Consider the following 5,504-nt stretch of genomic DNA (forward strand, 5'->3'; position numbering starts at 1 on the left):
CCACCCGTTTCCATCCCGAATACGGAAGTTAAGCCCTCCAGCGCCGATGGTACTTGGGATTATCCCCGGGAGAGCAGGTCGTTGCCAGGCTGAAACGAATCCACCTCAAGCTTATGCTTAAGGTGGATTTTTCTTATCAGAAATTGGCACGCAGGCAGAGACAACAAATTTACTGCTCTGTTAAGCCCGAACCATAAATTTTCTGCCACCAGAGCCTGACCGGTCATCCCGGTGTTGCAGAAGCAAAAAACCGTTGTACATAACTTTCCTGAAAAAAACCGCGTTCCCACGGAAATGTAAGAGAATGCGGTTTGCGGATTTTTCAAATCCTGCTGTTATATTGATTTTCAGACAATCGGGATTAGCTCGACTTTCTTTCACTGGTTACATTGCCAATTTTCAATCTTCCGGCCATCTTTTTTATAGGCCAGAAAGTAAAATAAGCTGACAAAAATGGCTCCGCCAACCGAATAGCCCAGGAATACAGCAATCATGTTTGGCCAAAACTCGGACCACGACAGATTGCCTGAAAAAATGCTCAGGAATAATGAACATATTAGCAACCACGTGCTGAAAACCAATCAAAACAAAGGCCATAATCGGAAACCAGATGCCGACTGATAAAGTCCTTTGCCCCATAGCATAACCAAACAGCCATCGCAACAAGCCAGTTGCATCCTATGCCTGAGACAAAGGCAACCATAAAAGGATCATTCACTTTTGCCTGTGCGGCAGAAACCGTCTTCTCAAGGAAGGCGCCTTCTGTAAGGCCTGTGAAGTGTCCAAAGAAATAGGCTACAAACATGGCCCCAAGCAAATTGAACAAAGCAATGGAAATCCAATTTGTTATTAATTGAGTAAAGTTTACCTTTTTGGCAAAATAAGCGATGCTGACAGCCATCATGTTTCCGGTAAGCAATTCTCCGCCGCCCAATAAAATAAGGATTAATCCCATCGAAAATACAGCAGCCCCCAGAAATGTCACAAAACTTCCCCATTTATGAGGAGCCGGTCCCGTTATCCGAATATATGCCAAATATCCCAGTGTAATAAAGGCTCCGCCCAAAAAGCCGAGAATGGGAAGAGACAATTTGGAAAGATTTGCTTTTTCAATTCCTTGCTGGATCGCAATATCCGCAATTTGTTTTGGATTGTAACAGTTCATTCTTCTCCTCTCCCATAAAAACATCTCAAAATGATCGTTGATCATCTCAGCCGGCCATGTTCAAGCCCAACAATTAAATCTTCCCTTTTATTTTCAGGAAAATTTAAACAAATTTAATAAACTTTATTATAATTTCCTTTCATTTCGTTTTACCTTCAAAGCACATAGGTAAGTTTGAGAAATATTGAACTTTATTTTACAGTCAAACCTTGTCAATAAAGTTTAAGGACTTGATTACCGGACTGAAGCATCAATCGGATGAAAATGGGTAAAACGATTTGAGGGGCAGAATATAGGGGCATTTTTGATCGCTCCCAGATACTTTTCATGTATGTTGAAATGAAACTGTTTGTTGGAAATTTGATTCAGGGAACCGTTTTTCTGTCCTTTTTTTATCGGCTATTTATCCGTAAAAAAAAGGATCCATGAAAATGGAACGGTTGCTTTTTGGCATGAAATGGTCTAGGGTTGATTGTGAAACGATTCACACATAAAATGAATCGGGGGTGGTTTTTTTGGACTTTAAATATGTGCAATTGTTTCAACCGGTCAAGATTGGAAAAGTGGAATTGAAGAATCGTTTTGCTATGGCGCCAATGGGACCGCTGGGACTGTCTGATGCGGATGGCGGATTTAACCAGAGAGGGATTGACTATTATGTGGAACGGGCAAAAGGCGGGACCGGATTAATTATTACCGGTGTTACTTTTGTGGACAATGAGATTGAGGAACATGGCATGCCCAATTGTCCCAGTCCGACATACAATCCTGTCCATTTTGTCCGTACTTCCAGAGAGATGACTGAACGAATCCATGCATATAACGCAAAGGTGTTTTTGCAAGTGTCCGGTGGTTTTGGGCGTGTGACGATTCCTACCAATCTGGGGGAATTTCCTCCGGTTGCCCCTTCCCCGATTCCGCACCGCTGGTTGGACAAAACCTGTCGTGAACTGACGGTCAAAGAAATCAAGACGATTGTCAGGAAATTTGGGGAAGGGGCTTATCAGGCAAAAAGGGCCGGTTTTGACGGTGTGGAAATTCACGCTGTCCATGAGGGGTATTTGATTGACCAATTTGCCATTTCTTTATTTAATCATCGGACAGATGAATATGGCGGAAGCCTTGAAAATCGTCTTCGTTTTGCAAGGGAAATTGTTGAGGAAATCAAACGGGTTTGCGGCCCTGATTTTCCGGTCGCCCTCCGGTACAGCCCAAAAAGCTTTATCAAGGATTACCGGGATGGTGCGCTTCCTGGCGAACAATTCGAAGAAAAAGGAAGAGATCTTGACGAAAGTGTGATTGCCGCCAAACTTTTGGTATCTTACGGCTATGATGCGTTGGATGTCGATGTGGGCTCTTATGATTCATGGTGGTGGTCCCATCCGCCGATGTATCAGGAAAAAGGACTTTACCGTCCTTATGCGAAACTGATGAAAAAAACCGTGGATGTTCCAATTATATGTGCAGGCAGAATGGATAATCCGGATATGGCTTTGGAGGCGATCGAAGACGGAACCTGCGATTTGATCAGTCTTGGCAGGCCGCTTCTTGCCGATCCTGAATATGTCAACAAATTAAGAAGCGGCAAACTGGCAGACATTCGTCCCTGTATCTCCTGCCAGGAAGGATGTTGTCAACAAATTAAGAAGCGGCAAACTGGCAGACATTCGTCCCTGTATCTCCTGCCAGGAAGGATGTATGGGACGAATCCAGGAATATTCCATGTTAAACTGTGCAGTAAATCCGCAAGCTGCCCGTGAACGGGTGACCCGGCTCAATCCCGTGACAATGAAGAAAAAAGTGCTGATTGTCGGTGGAGGTGTTGCCGGTTGTGAAGCAGCCCGCGTTCTGGCCTTTAGAGGCCATGAACCTGAACTTTATGAAAAGTCATCAGGATTGGGCGGCAATCTGATTGCGGCCGGGGCTCCCAAATTTAAAGAAGATGAACTGGCCCTTGTCAACTGGTATGCCCACCAGTTGAAAAAATTAAATGTACCCGTTCATTTGAACAGGGAAGTAACCAAAGACTTCATTTTACAGTCCCAATCGGATGCAGTTATTGTCGCAACCGGTTCCAGGCCCAGAATGGTCAGCCTCGGTGACGATGATAATGTTTATCCTGCGGCCGATGTTCTGACCGGAAAGAAAGAGACGGGAGAAACTGTTATTGTCATAGGCGGAGGTCTTGTCGGATGTGAAACCGCCTTGGCCCTTGCCCAGTCAGGGAAAAAGGTTACCATTGTAGAAGCATTAGATAAATTGCTCGCCTTGAATGGGCCTCTGTGTGCCGCAAACCGTGAAATGCTCGAGAAACTTGTTCCATTTAACGGAATCAAAGTGATTACCAATGGCCATGTGGCGACATATCAAGATGGAAAAGCAGAGGTTGTTGCAGAAAACAAAACCAGGACCATTCCTTGCGACAGTGTTGTTCTGGCGGTTGGTTATTATGAGAACAATACGTTATATGAGGATCTGCAATTTGAAGTACCTGAAATCTATCTTATCGGGGATGCCCGCAAAGTTTCCAACATCATGTACGCCATATGGGATGCTTTTGAAGTTGCCAACCACATATGAATAAAACAAACGAATAGATTCCATCCAACGCTGCTTTGGAATGTGTATGTAAAAAAAGCCTTTATCCACTTGCTGGCATAAAGGCTTTTTTTAAAATTTTCCAGAATGATGCTTTGCTTGTCCGAATGTCATTATGATCAAATATTTTGTTAAACATCATGGTACTTTAACTGGTTTGTTGGTATGATATTTTACACTGGCAAATTGCCAATGCTAAAAAGGTAACTGGCATTCTCAAAAATGGTATTTTCCGTGTAATTACCGGTGGACCATGATGAACTGTTTTTGAATAGCGAAGAATTTAGATGGGAGATTGATTGATGATCAAATTTCTTATCAAAAAATTTGTAAAGGATTATCAGAAGGTAAAGGATAGGGATGTAAGAAAATCATATGGTGTTTTATCCGGAGTCATTGGAATTATATGCAATCTTCTCCTTTTCCTTGTCAAAATCATAACCGGATTCATGATGAACAGTATTGCGGTTATTTCTGACGCATTTAACAATCTGAGCGATACCGGCTCTTCCTTGATTACCATATTTGGCGCAAGTCTTAGCAACCGGCCGCCGGACAAGGAACATCCTTATGGCCATGGACGATATGAATATATCGCTTCACTGGTCGTTGCATTTATCATCTTTGCGGTTGGTCTGGAACTGCTCAGCAGTTCGTTTAACAAAATCATCAACCCGCAACCGGTACATTTTAGCCTGGTTACCGCATCCATCCTGGCTGTGTCGATCCTGTTAAAATTGTGGATGTACTCATATAACAGGTATATTGGAAAAACGATCAATTCCAGCATGAATATGGCGACTGCCAAGGACAGCCTGAATGATGTCATTGCTACGGCCAGCGTCCTGATTGGAACGTTCATCGGAATGTATGTGGATTTTCCGGTTGATGGAGTGTTGGGGCTTTTGATTGCCCTGGTGATTGTCTATACCGGCTTTATCACGGCCAAGGATTCGGTAAATTTGCTGCTCGGCCCTTCCCCCGAACCGGAAATTCTTGATGAGATTGAAGCATTGATTGCTGAAAGCAAAACGATCAAAAGTTTTCATGATCTTAAAATTCATGATTATGGCCCTGGAATAAAAATTGCTTCCATGCATGCAGTCGTCCCGCCGGAAATAAGCATTCCGGAAGCTCATCTGGCCATTCATGAAATGGAACAGAAAATTAAAGAAGAACTTGGAATTGAGCTGGTGATCCATATGGACCCGAGCGAGGATATTGATGAGAAGCTTTCCGACGACAGTAAATAAAATACCTGCAAGTATAAAAAGAATAGTGTACTTGAATACAAAGCCTTCAGCTGCCCGAAGCAGCCAAAGGCCAACGTATGCATCTTTTTCACGAAGATTGCCGGAATGTGATTTGAAAAAAAGCTTGCTTGATCTGGTCTGCTATATTTGCCGATTTATGCATCCACAACAGACTCGACCAGTCTTACCACATTGTCCACGGTAAACCCGAACTCTTTCATGACAGTATTCCCCGGTGCCGATGCGCCAAAGACATCGATCCCCAGGATTTTTCCGGCATCGCCCGTATACCGTTCCCAGCCCAGGGGGGAACCCGTTTCTGCCGCCACACGGGCTTTCACCTGCGGAGGAAGCACTTCCCGCTTGTATGTTTCCGGCTGTGCTTCAAACCGATCCCAGGATGGCATGCTGACCACGCGGACATCAATGCCTTTTTCTTTTAACACCTTTTGCGCTTCCATCGCCAGGGAAACTTCCGAACCCGTTGC

4 protein-coding genes, 1 rRNA gene and 1 pseudogene are annotated in these 5,504 nt (G+C 44.0%); 4 read left to right on the plus strand and 2 right to left on the minus strand.

The window, feature by feature from the left end:
* Positions 1–90: ribosomal RNA gene (gene rrf / locus H2C83_RS14680) — 5S ribosomal RNA — on the plus strand; the annotation flags it as partial.
* Between the two features lie 287 nt (positions 91–377).
* Here rrf and H2C83_RS14685 read toward each other — a convergent pair.
* Positions 378–1,165 (minus strand): annotated as a pseudogene (locus tag H2C83_RS14685) (formate/nitrite transporter family protein).
* Between the two features lie 515 nt (positions 1,166–1,680).
* On the opposite strand from H2C83_RS14685, the gene H2C83_RS17455 reads away from it, so the two are divergent.
* From H2C83_RS17455 to H2C83_RS14695, 3 genes are all read left to right on the plus strand, one after another.
* Positions 1,681–2,925, plus strand: coding sequence for an oxidoreductase (locus H2C83_RS17455; protein WP_220184203.1), 1,245 nt, complete (start codon positions 1,681–1,683; stop codon positions 2,923–2,925).
* A complete protein-coding gene (locus tag H2C83_RS17460) occupies positions 2,864–3,745 on the plus strand; it encodes an NAD(P)/FAD-dependent oxidoreductase (protein ID WP_220184204.1) in 882 nt (293 codons plus the stop codon). The genes H2C83_RS17455 and H2C83_RS17460 overlap by 62 nt, the downstream gene beginning before the upstream one ends.
* Before the next feature lie 320 nt (positions 3,746–4,065).
* Positions 4,066–5,016 carry a cation diffusion facilitator family transporter gene (locus H2C83_RS14695; RefSeq protein ID WP_181741951.1) on the plus strand — a complete coding sequence of 317 codons (951 nt, stop codon included), beginning with the start codon at positions 4,066–4,068 and terminating at the stop codon, positions 5,014–5,016.
* Between the two features lie 155 nt (positions 5,017–5,171).
* Here the strand turns inward: H2C83_RS14695 and H2C83_RS14700 are convergent.
* A partial coding sequence (locus H2C83_RS14700; protein WP_281364180.1) for a transketolase-like TK C-terminal-containing protein occupies positions 5,172–5,504 on the minus strand: 333 nt, incomplete at its 5' end.

This window comes from Thermoactinomyces mirandus, assembly GCF_013868055.1.
GTDB classification, from domain to species: domain Bacteria; phylum Bacillota; class Bacilli; order Thermoactinomycetales; family Thermoactinomycetaceae; genus Thermoactinomyces; species Thermoactinomyces mirandus.

Bases quoted from the DNA above. Each gene is read 5' to 3' on its own strand.
- H2C83_RS17460 (WP_220184204.1), top strand. From the start codon at position 2,864: ATGGGACGAATCCAGGAATATTCCATGTTAAACTGTGCAGTAAATCCG.
- H2C83_RS14695 (WP_181741951.1), top strand. From the start codon at position 4,066: ATGATCAAATTTCTTATCAAAAAATTTGTAAAGGATTATCAGAAGGTA.